Genomic DNA, 16,985 nt, shown 5'->3' on the forward strand with positions numbered 1-16,985 from the left:
GAACGTTGGATGAGTCATGGCGCCCCGCCGTCGTTTTGATCGTGCCCCATTGGACAGCCGCTCCTACCGGGAGCCGCTGGACGGACGGATGGAGCGGTACGACTCCCGAGACGACAGGTACGACGCCCGGGACGACCGGTACGACAGGTACAACTGGGGATACGAGCCCAGGGAGGCCCGTTACGACCGGCATGACCGGTACGACCGAAGCTTCGACCGCCCCGCTGGACCCTCCGAACTCGACCAAGACTTCGCTGCGATGAAGCGGGTTTGGCAGATGCTCCGGGCCGGAGCGGTACGCATGGTTGGCGAAATCGGACGCCAATACTGAGGCAGAAACAAGTTGCCTTTTACGGCCTCGCGGGAACCGTCAGATGTAGCCGGTTTTACAAATCCGAGAGGACAAAGCCCCTGGAATGGATCAACACCAAAAGTGTTCCATTTGTTACGGACCAGGGTTGCCGTCGCAGTGTTTATTCAGTCAACCCAACGCTCCCCTTCGTTTTGAAGCGTTGTCGGTCTTCGGGCCATCTCGATTGATTCGCGCCTCGTCTTTGAGCAATCAATCCGCCCACTCGTTAATCGACTTATGACCCTTAGCTCTCCCTCCAGGCCATATCTGGATGGCAAGAAGCTCAACAAGATCGAGCAGAACAAGGCGGCCAAAGATGGCCTGTTGGTCGGCAGCGAAATCGAAAAGTTTGCCGAGCTCGGCTGGGAGCAGGTGGATGAAACCGACCTTCAATTGCGTTTGAAGTGGTACGGCATGTTCTGGCGTCCGAAAACGCCAGGCAAATTCATGCTGCGCCTGCGGGTGCCCAATGGTGTGCTGACGGCCGATCAACTGCGGGTGGTTGGCTCCATCGTTGAGCGCTACGGCGAGAACGGCAGCTGCGACATCACCACCCGTCAGAACCTGCAACTGCGGGGAGTGCTGCTGGGAGACCTGCCGGAAATTCTCAAGCGTCTGAAGGAAGCCGGCCTCAGCACGATCCAATCCGGCTTCGACAACCCCCGCAACGTCACCGGCAACCCCATCGCCGGCATTGATCCCAACGAGATCGTCGACACGCGTCCTTACACCACCGAGCTGCAGAACTTCCTCACCAACAACTGCCAGGGCAACCCTGAATATTCGAACCTGCCCCGCAAGTGGAACACCGCCGTTGCCGGTGCGAAGGACAACTTCCTCCTGCACAACGACATCGTTTTCCACCCCGTGGAACGGGACGGGGTGATGGGATTTGGCGTCTGGATCGGCGGTGTTCTGTCATCGCAGATGAACGCCTATGCCGTTCCCCTGAACGCCTGGGTGAAGCCAGAGGAAATCTGCAAGATGACCGATGCCGTGATCCGGCTCTGGCGCGACAACGGTGAGCGCGACAAGCGCCCCAAAGGCCGCTTCCGCCTCTACCTGGATCAGGTGGGCCACGACGTGTTCCGCAGCCAGGTGGAAGAACTCTTCGGTCCGTTGACCCCAGACCCGGGCTCTGTTTTCAACACCACGCCCCGCTCCCATTACGGCTTCCATCCCCAGAAACAGGAAGGTCTCTCCTACGCCGGACTGCACGTTCCGGTGGGTCGCCTGACCGCCCAGGATCTGCAGGATCTGGCAACCGCAAGCCTCAGCTACGGCAGTGGTGAGGTGCGTCTTACCGAAGATCAGAACGTCATCCTCGTTGGCCTTCCCAACGACAAACTCGACGCCCTGAAGGCAGACGCCCTAGTGCAACGCTTCCCGCTGGAGCCCGGTCACATCTCCGCAGGAACGGTGTCCTGCACCGGCAACACCTACTGCGGATTCGCCCTCACTAACACCAAAGACCAAGCGCTCGAAGCAGCCAAGGAACTCGACCATGAGCTCAATCTTCCTGAAGAGCTGAAGATCCACTGGACCGGCTGCCCCAACACCTGCGGCCAGGCCTACATGGGTGCCATCGGCCTCACCGGCACCAAGGCCAAAAACAGTGAAGGCGTGATGGGAGAGGGCTACACGATGACCATCGGTGGGTCCCAAGGCGCCAACCCGAGCATCGGCGAAATCCACCGCAAGGCCATCCCCGCCGATGAGATCAAGGCCGCTCTCAAAGAGGTGTTGATCGAGAAGTTCGGGGCCACCCCGAAGGCCTGATCGCAGCGGTTGCCGTGACGCTTCCTTTTGAAGTCACGGCTCCCCGCATCGACCACTTCCCCTCACCGTCATGGCCAACCGCAACGACGTGTTCTCTCGTTTCGTCAACTGGCTCAGCGCCAGTGGTCGCGATGGAGCCGCCATCAACCGTCAGGGCGGAAGCCCTGATCTGTTCTCCCGCCTGATGAACCGCATCAGCGGCTGACATCAAAACCTTCGTCCAACTCTCAATCTCATCTGATGGACTACGTCCTTCCCAATGAGCTTGTCGACGGCATGATTGCCGCCGGCGGCAAAAAATCAACGGTCAGCGTGAAGAACCTGCTGATCCGTGGCTTTTACTCCGGGGCCATCCTTGGCCTGGCGGTGATCCTGGCCCTCACCGTGGGCATCACCGTCAAAGCCCCCTTCGTGGGCTCGCTGCTGTTCCCCTTCGGCTTCGCCAGCATCGTGCTGTTCGGCATGGAACTGGTGACCGGCAACTTCGCCCTGCTGCCGATGGCCACATGGGCTGGTAAGAGCACCTGGGGTGCCACGTTCCGCAACTGGGTCTGGGTGTGGATCGGCAACTGGATCGGCACCGCCGTTGTGGCCGTGATCATGGCCATCAGCCTCACCAGCGGCACCATGGATGGCGCTGGTGAGGCTGATGGCCCGCCGATCTGGGATGCCGTGGCCCAGAAGATCATGGCCCTCAATCAAATCAACGTTGAGAAGAAGTACGAGGCCCTGGGAAGCATGGGATTCTTCCTCGCCTTCCTGCGCGGACTCGTTGCCAACTGGTTGGTTTGCCTGGGCGTGACCATGGCTCTGGTGAGCAAAAGCGTTCCCGGCAAGATCCTGGCCTGCTGGCTTCCGATCACCGCCTTCCAATCGATGGGCATGGAGCACATCGTGGTGAACCAGTTCCTGCACACCGCTGGCCCAATCCTCGGTTCAGGCGTTCCCTTCACCAAGGTGATCTTCTGGAACTTCCTGCCAGTCACCCTCGGCAACATCGTGGGCGGCATGGTGTTCATCGGCATGCTCTTCTACAGCACCCATCGCACCCCGATGGAGAACGTGCTGCCCACCGAGCACGATGAAAAGCTGGAGCGTGAGCTCGCTGCTGAACTGGGTGCCCGCTGATCCATCCATGAACGACGAAGCCGTTCTCTGGGAACGGCTCGCCCGATCTCGACGCGCTCCGTTGGAGCCCGCTTGGCTGGGGGAGGTCTACTCTCCCAGCCTTTCTGTTGATCTGAGGCGAGCCCTCTGCGAAAAACTTGGCATGCAGGCCGAGCGTGGCTGGCCCGTGATCCAAGACCTCCTCGCCAACCACGGAGTTCTTCCCGACTTGGTGATGGCGGCAGGGCTGTGCCACCAGAGCGAAGCCCGCGATTGGTTGTTGGCTCAACTCGAGCAAACCTCGGACAATGAAGCCGCCAACCTGATGGTGGTGCAGGCTCTCGCCTGTTGGGGCGCCGAAGTACCCGAATCAGTGGTGGTGAATTGCCTACATCACCCGGGCCAACTGCACCGACTTGCCGGCCTGCAACTGCTCAGCTTCCGGTCCCACTGCCTGGACGACGGTGAACTGCTGCAGTTCTGCCAAGAGGTTTTGAATGATTTTCGCGATCCAGTCGTTGTGGCAGCCATTCGGGTTCTGCAACGCCGCGATGGCGTGTTAATCAGCGAAAAGCTTGCAGAGCTTTGTGAAAACGGTTCCCTGCCTGTTGCCGAAGCCGCCTTCCGCGCGCTCGGTTGCATTGCCACACCTGCCAGTCAGCGCTACCTGCTGGAGTTGAGCCAGGAGCTGAATGACGACGTTCGGCGGAAAATGGCCAGCACCCAACTGAGCCAACAATTCCGCCAATAAAAAAGCCCCGCTGTTGCGGGGCTTGGTGACTGACTTCAATCAAGACACTTGGTTGTTTACCACTTTTTGTAAGGCAGGAACTTGCCGCACATGGTGATTTTGACGCGATCACCTTTGGGATCCTCCACTTTGTCGACATCAAGCGTGAAGTCGATCGCGCTCATGATGCCGTCACCAAAATGCTCCTGGATCACATCCTTCAGGGGCATGCCATAGACCTGCATGATCTCGTAGAAGCGATAGATCAAGGGATCAGTTGGGATCACCGGATCGAGGCTTCCCTTGGTGGGGAACTCCTGCAAAGCAGCGGTGATGGCCGGATCAAGGGAGAGCAGCTCAGCCAGCTTTTCAGCCTCTTCCTTGGAGGCCGTGGCTTGTCCATAGAACAAGGAAGCAATCCAGACCTCATCAAGGCCCATGGCCGCCTCCAAATCGGCAAAGCTCATGCCTTTGGCTTTCTTGGCAGCCATCAAGGCAGCAGTAACAGTCATGATTGAACGAAAAAATGTTGTGGCCGCTTCAAAAACAGCATTCCAGGCAGGAACGTCTCAGCAGCTTGGAAACTGTTGCGCATACGCTGACTGAACAATGAAACATCAGCTACAAAACAACAGCCTTTTTTGAAGCAACAAGCACAGCCAGAAGGCCAATGATGAGTGTGAGATTATTCCTATTGAAGACATTTAAAATGAGTCAATTTTTCCAATCCATGGCGACCCTGCTTCAGACACAATTTTTGCCACCAACCACCGCTCCCCAGCTGATCCTGGAGCGGCTCTACTACGCCGAAGGACGCCACCACCCGCAGCATCCACGCCACGGCAGCTTCGAGGGGTTATCCCGACTGAGCAAGCCGTGAGCTTTCGTAGCAATTGCTACCCCTGCTGGGTCAGTCGCTCCTGAAGACTGAACTCAGCCTGAGGCCGGACCTTTGACGAGCACAGTTCTCTCCGGCCGCGACCGCTTCAAGCAGCACCTGCGCAAGGTGGGAAGCGGTGAACACACCAGCAAAGGCATGAGTCGCGAGGAAGCGGCTGATGCCATGGAGCTGATGCTGCAGGGCGAAGCGACCCCGGCACAGATCGGCGCCTTCCTGATTGCCCATCGCATCCGACGGCCCGAACCCCAGGAACTCACGGGGATGCTCGACACCTACCGAGCCCATGGCCCGGTGCTGCAATCCACCGCTGGCAGTCGAGCACCGCTGTGTTTCGGGATGCCCTACGACGGACGCACGCGCACAGCGCCGATTTACCCGCTCACCGCGCTGGTGCTGCTGGCCTGTGATCAGCCAGTGGTTCTGCAGGGCGGTGACCGGATGCCGATCAAATACGGCGTCACCGCTGTTGATCTGTTCCGCCTTCTCGATCTCGACCTCACAGGTCTGCCGATCAGCGCCGTTGCCGACGGGTTCCAGCAGAACGGTTTCGCCCTGATTCACCAGCCGGATCACTTCCCGATCGCGGAAACCCTGATCGGCTACCGCGAAGAACTGGGCAAGCGTCCCCCGGTTGCCAGCCTGGAACTGCTCTGGACACCCCACGAGGGCGACCACCTCCTGGTGAGTGGCTTTGTCCACCCACCAACAGAAGCCCGCGCCTGGGAAGCCCTCAAGCAAGCCGGCGAAACCGATATTCTCACCGTGAAGGGGTTGGAAGGAGGCACCGACCTGCCCATCGGACGCGCCTGCATCACAGCCCGGGTGCGGAACGGCAAGGCGGAACGATTGATCCTGCACCCCCGTGACCATGGCTGTCACGACGCCGACGTGGAATGGGCTGACGACAACACCTGGGCCGATCAGGCACGCAACGCCCTGCGGAACAAAGGCCCTCTCTGCGACGCCCTGCGCTGGAACGCCGGCACCTATCTGTGGTTCGCCGGCTGCAGTGAATCCCTGGAACAGGGCATTCAACGGGCAGCATCCGTTCTGCAGACGGGTCAGGCCCAATCCATGCTCGATCAACTCTGCACTTGGCGGAGCAGCTTGACCATCCGATAGCGCTCGAACGGAACGCCTCCGATCAGGATCGTTTCCGGCGCCTCCACCACCCAGCCACGGCGCTCCAGCAACGGTCGGCTGAACTGGCTGGCCTCCGTTCGGAATTGTTGGACGCCGGACTCCAGGGCATCCCCTTCGACCTGGTTCAGAAGGGCACTGCCATGCCCCCGCCTCGAGGCACAACCACGGCAATAGAGCAGCGAGAGACGATCGTCGGGATGGCGGATCGCAAAGGCCGAACCATCGGTGGTGAGCCATCCCGAGCCCTCCCGAAAACTCGCATCGAGCACGCCGGGCAACCAGGCCAAAGCCGCCCAGGCCCTGACTTGTTCCTCTGAATAAAGGAGGGGAGCCTGCGATTCGATCGCATCGGCATAGATCTCCCGCAACAGCGGTTGATCCTCCGGAGCGATCGGACGCAAAGCCATGGCAGCCGCCTGTGGGAATGTGAGTCTCTCCTGCGTGGCAGCAAGCTTGCAGCGTCCTCGGATTCCCACACTGCTCAGCGCGTTTCTCACGCTGCTCAACGACCGGCTCAGCGAAAGCATTGTTTTTCCGCTGTTGCCCTTTCTCCTGGCCCAGTTCGCCCCAGACGGACGCACCCTGGGGCTGTTGGCGGGAAGCTATGCCCTGGCTCAGTTCCTGGTCACTCCCTTGATCGGGGCGCTCAGTGATCGCTACGGCCGCCGCCCCGTGATCAGCATCTGCGTCGCAGGATCCGTGGTGGGGCTCGGCCTTTTTGCGGTGACGGTTTCACTGCCTTGGCCCAGCCAAAGCCTGCTACCCCTGCTGTTGCTGTTCGCAGCACGAATCATTGACGGCATCAGTGGAGGTACGGCGGCAACAGCCAGCGCCGTGCTCGCTGACATCACTCCTCCCGACAAGCGAGCCCGTGCCTTCGGCTTGATCGGCGTGGCCTTTGGATTGGGTTTCATCCTTGGCCCCTTCGTTGGCGGGCAACTGGCTCGAGTGGCGGTGTCGCTTCCCGTTTGGGTGGCCACAGGCTTCGCTGCACTCAACCTCTTGGTGGTGCTCAATCTGCTGCCGGAAACCCATCCCCAGGAGTCCCGCAAAAACCTGCCCAGAAAACGCGACCTCAATCCGTTTGCACGGCTGAGCCAGGTGCTGATGAACCCCAGCGTGGGGCGACTGTGCGGAGCTTTTTTCCTCTTCTTCCTGGCCTTCAACGGCTTCACCGCCATCCTGGTGCTCTATTTCAAGCAGCGCTTCGGCTGGGGCCCTGAGCTCGCCACCACCGCCTTCCTTGTGGTGGGGGTGGTCGCCACCGTGGTGCAAGGAGGGCTGATCGGGCCGCTGGTGAAACGGTTTGGTGAATGGCGTCTGACCTTGCTGGGCCTGGGCCTGGTGATCATTGGATGCCTGCTGATCCCCAGCGTCGGCGCATCCGATCGGGCCGGTGCGATCTTCACCGCCGTCGGCATCCTGGCCCTGGGCACCGGCTTGGTCACACCAAGCCTGCGCAGCCTGGTGTCACGGCGCCTGGGTCGGGAGGGGCAAGGCAGCGCCCTCGGCAGCCTTCAGGCCCTGCAGAGTTTGGGCAGTTTTCTCGGCCCCCCCTTGGCGGGATTGAGCTACGACCTGCTGGGTCCAGTGAGCCCGTTTGCGGCTGCAGCAACCGTGCTGGTGATCGTGATCGGCCTGGTGGCCGGCAGTCCTCTGCCGGACATCTCAGACACACAACCAAGCCAGTCCTGATTGCTACGTTTCGGCTAACGACACCAGCGCCGAGCCGTTCAGCCCATGTGCGCAGCAGCCTTAGCCCCGGAGCACTACATCAACCGGGAGCTGAGCTGGATCGCCTTCAACAAGAGAGTGCTGGCCCAGGCCCTGGATCCGCGCACACCTCTGCTCGATCAAGCCAAGTTCAGCGCCATCTTCAGCAACAACCTCGACGAATTCTTCATGGTTCGCGTGGCGTCACTGAAGTCTCAGGTGGAGGCGGGCGTCAGCAAGCCAAGTGAGGATGGCAAATCGCCGTTGGAGCAGCTGCTGGCGATCCGAGAACGGCTGATTCCCCTGCTGCGAGAGCAACAGGTGCATTACCGCCAGCACCTGAGGCCGAAGCTGCTGGAACACAGGGTTGAGCTGCTCGATTACAAACAGCTGAACGACGACCAACGCCAGTGGGTTGACGACACCTTTCAGACCTCAGTGTTTCCGGTGCTCACCCCCCTGGCGGTGGACCCGGCCCATCCGTTCCCCTTCGTCAGCAACCTGAGCCTCAACGTTGCGGCCGTGGTTGTTGATCCGGAAACAGGGCAACGGCAATTTGCCCGGGTGAAAGTTCCCCAGAAAAATCTGCCTCGCTTCATCGCCATCCCCTCGAATCTGAGCGGCCAGGAGCACAAACCGGTTCACACCGCCATCGCCCTCGAGCAGGTGATCGCCTTCAACCTGAAGGAGCTGTTCCCTGGAATGACGATCGAGGGGCACTACTTCTTCCGCGTGACGCGGGATGCGGATCTGGAGCTGAGGGATCTGGAAGCCGATGACCTGATGCTGGCCCTGGAACAGGGACTGCGAAAGCGACGCATGGGCGGTGAGGTTGTCCGCCTCGAGGTGCCCAACGAAATGCCTCAGGACGTGGTGGAGATGCTGATGACAGGACTCAGCGTTGAAGAGGAAGACCTCTATGTGATCGATGGCCCTCTGGGCCTGGACGACCTGCTCAGCCTGACCGCACTACCGCTGCCGAAACTCAAGAGCCAAAGCCACGGAGGCCAGACACCAACGGTGCTAGCCCGCAGTCAGCAGCACTTGCTGGATGAGGGAGCAATCAAGCCGGATGAGTTCAGATCGATCTTCTCGGTGATTCGCCGTCAGGACATCCTTCTGCACCATCCCTACGACCTCTTCTCAACAACCGTCGAAGAGTTCATCAACCAGGCAGCGGACGATCCCCAGGTGATGGGCATCAAGATGACGCTCTACCGCACCTCCAAAGACTCGCCGATCATCGCTGCACTGATCCGTGCCGCCGAAAACGGCAAGCAGGTGATGGCACTGGTGGAATTGAAGGCACGATTTGACGAAGACAACAACATCCAATGGGCCCGGCACCTGGAGCAGTCCGGAGTGCATGTGGTCTACGGGGTGCTGGGGCTGAAAACCCACACCAAGATTGTCCTGGTGGTGCGCAAGGAGAAGGACAAGCTGCAGAGCTATATGCACATCGGCACGGGCAACTACAACTCCAAAACCTCCAAGCTCTACACCGACCTAGGCCTGCTCACCGCCAACCAGGAGCTGGGTCAAGACCTGGTGGAACTGTTCAATTACCTCACCGGTTTTTCCAAGCAGCAAAGTTTTCGTCGCCTGCTCGTGGCCCCCGTCACCCTGCGGAAAGGCATGGAGCTGTTGATCCGCCGCGAAATTGAACATGCCCAGCAGGGCCGAGAGGCCGTGATCCGAGCCAAGATGAATTCCCTGGTGGACCCAACGATCATTGCGCTTCTTTATGAAGCCTCCCAAACCGGAGTGACGATCGAATTGATCATTCGCGGGATGTGCAGCCTCTATCCCGGTTGTGAAGGACTGAGTGAAAACATTCGGGTGATCAGCATCATCGGCCCGTTCCTGGAACACTCGAGAATCTTTTCATTCGCTAACGGCGGCTCACCGGAGGTGTACATCGGTAGTGCCGACTGGATGAGCCGCAACCTCGACCGCCGCATTGAAGCAGTCACACCGATCGAAGACCCCGAGCATCGCCAGAAACTGGAACGCCTGCTGCAGCTGTACTTGAATGACAACCAGGCTGCCTGGGACATGCAGAGCGACGGCACATTTGTGCAGCGCAAACCCGAAAACGACACCTCGGAACGCAATTCCCAGATTCAATTGATCAAGGAATGGAGCAACGGCATCCAATCCTTGTGATTCTTTTGGTTTTCAAAGGGATTGCGTCTGTGACATCCGATACAACATTCCTTCAAAAACAAACTTGAAGCCTGCACGATCACAGCCAAACCAGTTGTTTTGAAAGCCCAAAGATTCAGCTCCTGAAATTCTTTCGATTCGAAACAGTCAACACTGTTGCCTGGTGCTAAATTCGGCCCAAATTCATCAGGAGACCAGGGTGATGGGGATCCCTCTGGAATCTTCCGGCACGACAAAACAGTCGCGCCGGAAGGAACCTGCGTTGCCGTCCACCGGACGTCGACCTTCAACTCGACAAGGAGGGCGGCTTGCCACCGACTCCATCGGTTTTTATCTGAGCAGCATCGGACGTATCCCCTTGCTTACGGCAGCTGAAGAAATCGAACTTGCACACCATGTGCAGGCGATGAAGCAACTTCAGGAGCTACCGGAAGAGGAGCTGACCTCCCGGCATCGCCACAAGATCCGCATGGGCAAACGGGCCCGCGACAGGATGATGGCCGCCAACCTCCGCCTCGTGGTGAGCGTGGCGAAGAAATATCAGAACCAGGGCCTGGAGCTGCTCGATCTGGTTCAGGAAGGTGCCATCGGCCTGGAGCGAGCGGTCGACAAGTTCGACCCCGCCATGGGCTACAAATTTTCCACCTATGCCTACTGGTGGATTCGCCAAGGCATGACGCGGGCCATCGACAACAGCGCCCGCACCATTCGCCTGCCGATCCACATCAGCGAAAAGCTCTCCAAGATGCGTCGCATCTCCCGGGAGCTGTCCCACCGCTTCGGTCGTCAACCGAATCGGCTGGAGTTGGCGAGTGCCATGGGCATCGAGCCCCGGGAACTGGAGGATCTGATCTCCCAGAGCGCACCCTGTGCATCCCTGGATGCCCATGCCCGTGGCGAGGAAGATCGCAGCACCCTGGGTGAACTGATCCCGGATCCCAACGGTGAAGAACCGATGGAGGGGATGGATCGCAGCATCCAGAAGGAACATCTGGGGGGCTGGCTCTCGCAGTTGAACGAGCGCGAACAGAAGATTCTGAAGTTGCGGTTCGGCCTTGGTGGTGAAGAGCCTCTGACCCTTGCCGAGATCGGTCGTCAGATCAATGTTTCGCGTGAGCGCGTCCGACAGCTGGAGGCCAAAGCGATACTTAAGCTGCGCGCCATGACCAACCACCAACAAGCCGCCTAAGCCACTTGCTTCCCATCACCGGACCCATCGCCATCCTGCTCTGGATGGCGATGGTGGTAGCAGGCGCCGTGTTGTGCCGCCGGCTTCGGCCGAACCAACGGGAACTGAGCCGAAAAATTGTGCACATCGGAACCGGAGCCGTGGTTCCTTTGGCCTGGTTCTTTGAAATTCCCTTCGTTGTTGCCCTGCCTGTTGCGGCGGTGATCACCGTTGTGACGACGATCAACCACCAATGGCGCTTCATCCCCTCCGTTGAGGATGTTGATCGCAACAGCTACGGCACCATCGCCTACGGCATCGCAATCACAACGCTGCTTCTGCTGTTCTGGCCAACCCGAGCCGATGCGGTGTCCGCCGGGGTTCTCGTGATGGCCCTGGGGGATGGGCTTGCAGGGTTGATCGGCCGCAACGTCGCGTCCCCGAAGTGGGTTCTGTTTGGTCAGACCAAATCAAGCGTCGGCACGATGACCATGGCCGTTGTCTCAGGCCTGGTGCTGATCGGCCTGGCGCGATGGTCGGGGGTGGACCTGTCCCTGCCAGCAGCCCTTGGCATGGTGGCCATGGCAACCGGTTTGGAGCAGCTCAGCTGGCGCGGTCTCGACAACCTCAGCGTTCCCCTCAGCGTGGGGGTGCTGTGGAGTCAACTGGTGGTTTGAACCAAGACGTTGATGCTCAGGCGGTAACTGTCTGTTTGCGACTGGCCACAGCCGCGGCCAGATCCTCCAACAGGGTTTCGGTGGTCTCGAGGCTGATGCAGGCATCCGTGACGCTCTGGCCATAGGTCAACTGCGTCAGGTCTGCGTTGAGCTTCTGATTGCCTTCCACCAGATGGCTCTCGATCATCACGCCCATCACGTGATTGGAGCCCCCACGCAACTGCTCGGCAACGCTGGCCAGCACCTCCGCCTGTCGGCGGAAGTCTTTGTTGCTGTTGGCATGGCTGCAATCCACCATCAGACGATCCTGCAGACCGGCTTTGCTCAACTCGGCTGCGGCTTCCTGCACAGCTTCCAAGTGGTAATTGCTGCCCTGGCTGCCGCCGCGCAGCACGAGGTGGCCGTAGGGATTGCCCGTGGTGCTGACGATCGAGGCATGACCATCGCGATTGATGCCGAGGAAGTGATGCGGCTTGGCCGCCGCCTGCATGGCATTGATCGCGATGGTGGCGCTGCCGTTGGTGCTGTTCTTGTAGCCGATCGGCATCGACAACCCTGAGGCCATTTCGCGGTGGGTCTGACTTTCCGTCGTCCTGGCACCGATCGCGGTCCAGCTGATCAAATCAGCGATGTACTGCGGGACCACCGGATCGAGCAGTTCCGTTGCAGCAGGCATCCCCTCCCGGGCGAGATCCAACAGCAGTCCCCGGGCCCGGCGCAGGCCGGTGTTGATGTCGTAGGAGTCGTCGAGATGGGGGTCATTGATCAGTCCCTTCCAACCAACCGTGGTGCGAGGCTTCTCGAAATACACTCGCATCACCACCTCGAGCTGATCCTTCAGGCGCTCGCGGATCGGAGCCAGGCGCTGGGCATACTCCCGGGCAGCCTTGACGTCATGAACAGAGCAGGGGCCCACCACCACCAGCAGACGCTGATCACAGCCACTGAGGATCTCTTGAATACGCCGGCGGGCTGACGCCACGGTCTCGAGCGCCGCCGCGTCCATGGGCAGCTCCTGATGCAACACAGCAGGGGCTACCAAGGGACGTGTCTCCACCACATGCAAATCGGAGGTGGTGGCCATGACTGGACGCGAGACTCCGACCAAGGCTACGCACCCCGCTCACTGGCAACAGACACGGTCCGGAAGAATGGTGGTCATCCCTAAACAGAGATCTCCATGCTGAGCGCTTACCGCGAGCTGGCCGCCGCCCGGGAAGCCAAGGGCGTTCCCGCTCTTCCGCTCAACGCGGAGCAAACCCAGGGACTGACCGAATTGCTGCAGAACCCTCCCGCCGGCGAGGAGGAGTTCCTGCTGCACCTGCTCAGCGAGCGGATCCCACCGGGTGTGGATGAAGCGGCTTATGTGAAGGCCACCTGGCTCAGTGCCGTGGCTCAGGGAGACGCCAAAAGCCCCCTGGTGTCACCACTGGAGGCCACCCGGCTGCTGGGAACGATGGTGGGGGGATACAACGTCGCCGCCCTGATCGAGCTGCTGAAGCACTCCGACGCTGCACTGGCTGGCTGTGCTGCTGAGGGACTCAGCCGAACGCTGCTCGTCTACGACGCCTTCAACGAAGTGATGGATCTGGCGGCGGACAACCGCTTCGCCAAGCAAGTTGTGGACAGCTGGGCCGCAGCCGAGTGGTTCACCGCCAAGCCCGAACTGGCCGAGAGCATCACCGTGACGGTGTTCAAGGTTGAAGGCGAAACCAACACGGACGATCTGTCACCGGCCACCCACGCCACCACCCGGCCGGACATCCCCGTCCATGCCCTGGCGATGCTCGAGACCCGCGATCCGGAGGGCCTGAAGACCATCGCGAGCCTGAAAGAGAAAGGCCATCCCGTGGCCTATGTCGGTGATGTGGTGGGAACCGGCAGCTCCCGCAAGAGCGCCATCAATTCGGTGCTCTGGCACACCGGCAATGACATTCCCCATGTGCCCAACAAACGGGCAGGCGGTGTGATCCTCGGCGGCAAGATCGCCCCGATCTTTTTCAACACCGCTGAAGACTCCGGTGCCCTGCCGATCGAATGCGATGTCACCGACCTGAACACCGGTGATGTGATCACCATTCGCCCCCACGCCGGCACGATCGAACGGGACGGCAAGGTGGTGAGTCGGTTCGAGCTGAAGCCCACCACGATCAGCGACGAGGTGCAGGCCGGCGGTCGCATCCCTCTGATGATCGGTCGCGCCCTCACCGACAAGGTGCGCGCCAAGCTTGGCCTCACCCCTTCGGATCTGTTCATCCGCCCCTCAGCCCCGGCAGACACTGGCAAGGGCTTCACCTTGGCGCAGAAGATGGTGGGCAAGGCCTGTGGTCTTGCAGGCGTCCGACCCGGCACCAGCTGCGAACCGCTGATGACCACCGTCGGCTCTCAGGACACCACCGGCCCGATGACGCGGGACGAGATGAAGGAACTGGCCTGCCTGGGCTTCTCCTCCGACCTGGTGATGCAGAGCTTCTGCCACACCGCCGCCTATCCGAAGCCGGTGGATCTGCAGACCCAGAACGAACTGCCCGACTTCTTCGCCCAGCGCGGTGGCGTGGCCCTTCGGCCCGGTGACGGCATCATCCACAGCTGGCTGAACCGGATGCTTCTGCCCGACACCGTCGGCACCGGCGGCGACAGCCACACCCGCTTCCCCCTCGGCATTTCCTTCCCAGGCGGCTCTGGGGTGGTGGCCTTTGCAGCCGCCATCGGCGCCATGCCACTGGACATGCCTGAATCGGTGCTGGTGCGCTTCAGCGGGTCCCTGCAACCGGGCGTCACGCTCCGGGACGTGGTGAACGCCATCCCCTGGGTGGCCATCCAGCGGGGACTGCTCACCGTTGAAAAGGCCAACAAGAAGAACCTGTTCAACGGCCGGATCATGGAGATCGAAGGTCTGCCCGACCTGAAGCTGGAACAAGCCTTCGAACTCACCGATGCCAGCGCCGAACGCTCCTGCGCCGGCTGCACGATCAAGCTCTCCGAAGACACGGTGAGCGAATACCTGCGCAGCAACGTGGCGCTGCTGAAAAACATGATTGCCCGCGGCTACAGCGACGCCCGCACCCTGGCCCGCCGGATCAAGGAGATGGAGGCCTGGCTGGCGAATCCCCAGCTGATGAGTGCTGACGCAGATGCGGAGTACGCGGAAGTGCTGGAGATCAACCTCGACGAGCTCACCGAACCGGTGGTGGCCTGCCCCAACGATCCCGACAACGTGAAGCTGCTCAGCGAGGTGGCTGGTGACCCAGTGCAGGAGGTGTTCATCGGCTCCTGCATGACCAACATCGGCCACTACCGCGCCGCGGCAAAGGTGCTGGAAGGGGCCGGCCAGAACACGGCGCGCCTGTGGGTCTGTCCCCCAACGCGGATGGACGAAGAGACCCTCAAAGGGGAGGGCTACTACGCCACCTTCGAAGCCGCCGGGTCCCGCATGGAGATGCCGGGTTGCTCCCTCTGCATGGGCAACCAGGCCCGCGTTGAAGACAACACCACCGTGTTCTCCACCAGCACCCGCAACTTCAACAACCGCCTTGGCAAGGGTGCTCAGGTGTACCTGGGCAGCGCCGAACTGGCCGCCGTCTGCGCCCAGCTGGGACGCATTCCCACCCCGGAGGAATACCGCAGCATTGCGGCCGAGAAGATCGATCCCCTCTCCGATGAGCTCTACCGCTACCTGAACTTCGATCAAATCAGCGGCTTTGAAGACCAGGGGCGCGTCGTCAGTGCTGACGACGAAGCAACCGTTCTGGCTCAGGCCTGATCCCGGACCACCTCATCTGTGCCATCCCTAAGCGAACCCAAACAACGACGCCACCTCCTGGGCTCCAGCCGGAGCATCAGGAGGTTGTTGGAACGCCGCTGGCTGGTGGTGGTTCTGGCTCTGGCGCTCACGGGCCTTGGGGCTGCCATCACCGGCCTGCTGTTCACCAGCGGCATCAACCTGCTGCGGGATTGGCGGCTCGACCTGCTCGATGAATTTCCAGCCTGGGTGGTGCTCCCCGCCCTCGGCGCCATCGGCGGCATGGTCTCGGCCTGGTTGATCACCAACCTGTCTCCGGCCGCTGGCGGAGCCGGGATCACCCACATCATGGGCTTCCTGCGCCACCGGTCAGTTCCCATGGGGCTTCGGGTGGGCCTGGTGAAACTGGTGGCCGGCATCATTGCCATCGGCTCGGGTTTCCCCCTGGGCCCGGAAGGCCCCGCCGTTCAGATGGGCGGCTCCGTGGCCTGGCAGATGTCCCGCTGGCTGCGGGCACCGGTGGCCTTTCGCCGGGTGATAGTGGCCGCAGGTGGTGGTGCCGGTATTGCCGCCGTGTTCAGTGCTCCCATCGGTGGATTCATCTACGCGATCGAGGAGCTGCTCCACTCCGCCAGGCCCGTGGTGCTGCTGCTGGTGATCATCACCACCTTCTCGGCCGACACCCTGGCGGATGTGCTGGGCTTTCTCGGCCTCAACCCCGGGGGCGGCGGGCTCAACAGCACCATCGGGTTTCAACTGGAACGGGAATACACCCCCCTGGTGCGCTTCCTGCCGGTGGATCTGCTGTATCTGGTGGCTCTAGGTGTGGTGATCGGTGTGCTGGCGGAGCTTTACACCCGCTACGTGCTCACCATGCAGCGGCAGGGCAACCGTTGGTTCGGAGACCGTCTGATCCTGCGCATGACCGTGAGCGGGCTCGTGCTGGGCTGCGTCTATGCAGCCCTGCCGGATGCCTTCCATAACCCCAGCGAACTGAAGCACCTGATTGGAGCCGGCAAGGCCGATATCAGCCTGGCCCTCGCCAGCTTTGTGGTGCTCTTCTTCAGCACCGGTCTGGCGGCGGGCTCAGGAGCGCCAGGGGGACTGTTCATGCCGATGCTGACGCTGGGAGGGGCCATTGGCCTGGCCGGTGGATCCGGCGTTGAAGCCCTCACCGGCCATGTGCCCACCACCTATGTGTTCGCGGGCATGGGCGCCTTCGTGGCCGGCTGTTCCCGCACGCCGATCTCGGCGATGTTCCTGGCCTTTGCCCTCACCAAGGATCTGCTGATCCTCAAACCGATCCTGGTGGCCTGTCTCACCAGCTTCGTGATCGCCCGACTGTTCCACCCCCACTCGATCTACGAACGTCAGATGGGCATGGAACTCGACGCTGAAGATCGGATGGCCATGAAGCTCAACCGGTACAGACGGCCGTTCACACCGCCAACCCCGCCATCAGGCCCAACAGGAGGCCCCAGCTGAACCAGGAAACGCTGCTGTTCGA

16 protein-coding genes are annotated in these 16,985 nt (G+C 61.0%); 13 read left to right on the forward strand and 3 right to left on the reverse strand.

The window, feature by feature from the left end:
- Window positions 1–16 precede the first annotated feature (16 nt).
- The 5 genes from SynRS9902_RS13280 to SynRS9902_RS13300 all read left to right on the forward strand — a co-directional run bounded on the left by SynRS9902_RS13280 (window position 17) and on the right by SynRS9902_RS13300 (window position 3,989).
- Window positions 17–331 carry a hypothetical protein gene (locus tag SynRS9902_RS13280; protein ID WP_186510686.1) on the forward strand — a complete coding sequence of 105 codons (315 nt, stop codon included), beginning with the start codon at window positions 17–19 and terminating at the stop codon, window positions 329–331.
- A gap of 258 nt (window positions 332–589) precedes the next feature.
- Window positions 590–2,131: a ferredoxin--nitrite reductase gene (locus SynRS9902_RS13285; RefSeq protein ID WP_186509478.1), complete on the forward strand. Its 1,542-nt coding sequence runs from the start codon at window positions 590–592 to the stop codon at window positions 2,129–2,131.
- Window positions 2,132–2,201: 70 nt separating this feature from the next.
- Window positions 2,202–2,336, forward strand: a complete 135-nt coding sequence (locus SynRS9902_RS13290) for a hypothetical protein (RefSeq protein WP_006851080.1) — start codon at window positions 2,202–2,204, stop codon at window positions 2,334–2,336.
- A gap of 35 nt (window positions 2,337–2,371) precedes the next feature.
- Window positions 2,372–3,259 carry a formate/nitrite transporter family protein gene (locus SynRS9902_RS13295; protein WP_186509479.1) on the forward strand — a complete coding sequence of 296 codons (888 nt, stop codon included), beginning with the start codon at window positions 2,372–2,374 and terminating at the stop codon, window positions 3,257–3,259.
- Between the two features lie 7 nt (window positions 3,260–3,266).
- Window positions 3,267–3,989, forward strand: coding sequence for a HEAT repeat domain-containing protein (locus SynRS9902_RS13300; RefSeq protein ID WP_186510672.1), 723 nt, complete (start codon window positions 3,267–3,269; stop codon window positions 3,987–3,989).
- Window positions 3,990–4,045: 56 nt separating this feature from the next.
- On the opposite strand, the gene cynS is transcribed toward SynRS9902_RS13300, so the two are convergent.
- On the reverse strand, window positions 4,046–4,480 hold the full coding sequence (cynS, locus tag SynRS9902_RS13305; protein WP_186509480.1) for a cyanase: 435 nt from the start codon (window positions 4,478–4,480) through the stop codon (window positions 4,046–4,048).
- Between the two features lie 218 nt (window positions 4,481–4,698).
- Here cynS and SynRS9902_RS13310 point away from each other — a divergent pair, with 218 nt between their 5' ends.
- Both SynRS9902_RS13310 and SynRS9902_RS13315 read left to right on the forward strand, forming a co-directional pair.
- Window positions 4,699–4,848, forward strand: coding sequence for a cyanate hydratase (locus SynRS9902_RS13310; RefSeq protein ID WP_370586309.1), 150 nt, complete (start codon window positions 4,699–4,701; stop codon window positions 4,846–4,848).
- A 72-nt stretch (window positions 4,849–4,920) separates the two neighbouring features.
- On the forward strand, window positions 4,921–5,991 hold the full coding sequence (locus SynRS9902_RS13315) for an anthranilate phosphoribosyltransferase family protein (RefSeq protein ID WP_186509482.1): 1,071 nt from the start codon (window positions 4,921–4,923) through the stop codon (window positions 5,989–5,991).
- On the opposite strand, the gene SynRS9902_RS13320 is transcribed toward SynRS9902_RS13315, so the two are convergent.
- On the reverse strand, window positions 5,952–6,419 hold the full coding sequence (locus SynRS9902_RS13320) for a GNAT family N-acetyltransferase (protein ID WP_186509483.1): 468 nt from the start codon (window positions 6,417–6,419) through the stop codon (window positions 5,952–5,954). The genes SynRS9902_RS13315 and SynRS9902_RS13320 overlap by 40 nt on opposite strands.
- On the opposite strand from SynRS9902_RS13320, the gene SynRS9902_RS13325 reads away from it, so the two are divergent.
- The 4 genes from SynRS9902_RS13325 to SynRS9902_RS13340 all read left to right on the forward strand — a co-directional run bounded on the left by SynRS9902_RS13325 (window position 6,418) and on the right by SynRS9902_RS13340 (window position 11,736).
- Entirely contained in the window at window positions 6,418–7,707 is a 1,290-nt protein-coding gene (locus SynRS9902_RS13325) for an MFS transporter (RefSeq protein ID WP_186509484.1), read from the forward strand. The genes SynRS9902_RS13320 and SynRS9902_RS13325 overlap by 2 nt on opposite strands.
- A gap of 45 nt (window positions 7,708–7,752) precedes the next feature.
- Window positions 7,753–9,891, forward strand: coding sequence for a polyphosphate kinase 1 (ppk1, locus tag SynRS9902_RS13330; protein ID WP_186509485.1), 2,139 nt, complete (start codon window positions 7,753–7,755; stop codon window positions 9,889–9,891).
- Window positions 9,892–10,093: 202 nt separating this feature from the next.
- On the forward strand, window positions 10,094–11,080 hold the full coding sequence (locus tag SynRS9902_RS13335; protein WP_186509486.1) for an RpoD/SigA family RNA polymerase sigma factor: 987 nt from the start codon (window positions 10,094–10,096) through the stop codon (window positions 11,078–11,080).
- A gap of 5 nt (window positions 11,081–11,085) precedes the next feature.
- Window positions 11,086–11,736, forward strand: coding sequence for a diacylglycerol/polyprenol kinase family protein (locus SynRS9902_RS13340; RefSeq protein WP_255446150.1), 651 nt, complete (start codon window positions 11,086–11,088; stop codon window positions 11,734–11,736).
- Window positions 11,737–11,752: 16 nt separating this feature from the next.
- Here the strand turns inward: SynRS9902_RS13340 and SynRS9902_RS13345 are convergent, their stop codons facing one another.
- On the reverse strand, window positions 11,753–12,820 hold the full coding sequence (locus SynRS9902_RS13345; RefSeq protein WP_186509487.1) for a 3-deoxy-7-phosphoheptulonate synthase: 1,068 nt from the start codon (window positions 12,818–12,820) through the stop codon (window positions 11,753–11,755).
- Window positions 12,821–12,916: 96 nt separating this feature from the next.
- On the opposite strand from SynRS9902_RS13345, the gene acnB reads away from it, so the two are divergent.
- On the forward strand, window positions 12,917–15,499 hold the full coding sequence (gene acnB / locus SynRS9902_RS13350; RefSeq protein ID WP_186509488.1) for a bifunctional aconitate hydratase 2/2-methylisocitrate dehydratase: 2,583 nt from the start codon (window positions 12,917–12,919) through the stop codon (window positions 15,497–15,499).
- Window positions 15,500–15,517: 18 nt separating this feature from the next.
- Complete coding sequence (locus SynRS9902_RS13355) at window positions 15,518–16,963, forward strand: ClC family H(+)/Cl(-) exchange transporter (protein WP_186509489.1); 1,446 nt, start codon at window positions 15,518–15,520, stop codon at window positions 16,961–16,963.
- Window positions 16,964–16,985 lie beyond the last annotated feature (22 nt).

Origin of the sequence: Synechococcus sp. RS9902 (assembly GCF_014279635.1) — a bacterium.
Classification (GTDB): domain Bacteria; phylum Cyanobacteriota; class Cyanobacteriia; order PCC-6307; family Cyanobiaceae; genus Parasynechococcus.